Genomic DNA, 599 nt, shown 5'->3' with positions numbered 1-599 from the left:
GGTGCAAATAGACGGTCTGGACGAGATTTCTGTAGAACGGAGACCTCATCAAGCAGACAGCACGGCCTTCCAAACTGCGGGCGCAGCGGTATCTTTGAGGTCGAGCTTCGCGAGGCTGAATTGGCCTTTGCGAATACGATGTAACAATTCGATACCTGAGAGAGTGATCGCTGCGTTCCTGAAACGTTTGAAACCGAGCATGACTTTCGTCCGGGACTTGATATTGCGGTGGTCCTGCTCGACCAGATTATTGAGATATTTCGAGGATCGGACCTTCGTGTCCTCAGGCAGCAAGCCATCGACCTGCATTTCGCGCGCAGCGCGATGCGAGGCCGCATAATCATCGAGCGTGATGGTCTTCGGTGGCTGCCCCTGATGCTTGATTGCCTTTTTGAAAAAGGCTTTTGCCGCCTTCACGTCGCGCCTGGCGCTGAGCATGAAGTCTACCGTCTGGCCTGCCCGATCCACCGCCCGATAAAGATAGACCCACTTGCCGCGCAGTTTGAGGTAAGTCTCGTCGACGCGCCACGACTGGCCAGTGGGCCTGCCAAAGCGGTTCCACCGTTTAACGAACTCCGGCGCATAGCGCCGCACCCAGC

At 56.4% G+C, this 599-nt stretch carries 1 protein-coding gene; it reads right to left on the bottom strand.

The genetic code is table 11. The annotated features are described in order from the left end of the window. Positions 1 to 48: 48 nt before the first annotated feature. Positions 49 to 599: IS6 family transposase (locus F6X42_RS43045; protein ID WP_187639788.1), on the bottom strand; the 551-nt coding region annotated here is incomplete at its 5' end.

The organism is Paraburkholderia podalyriae (assembly GCF_014397785.1).
Lineage (GTDB): Bacteria > Pseudomonadota > Gammaproteobacteria > Burkholderiales > Burkholderiaceae > Paraburkholderia > Paraburkholderia podalyriae.
This window is presented reverse-complemented; position numbering and strand designations above follow the sequence as displayed.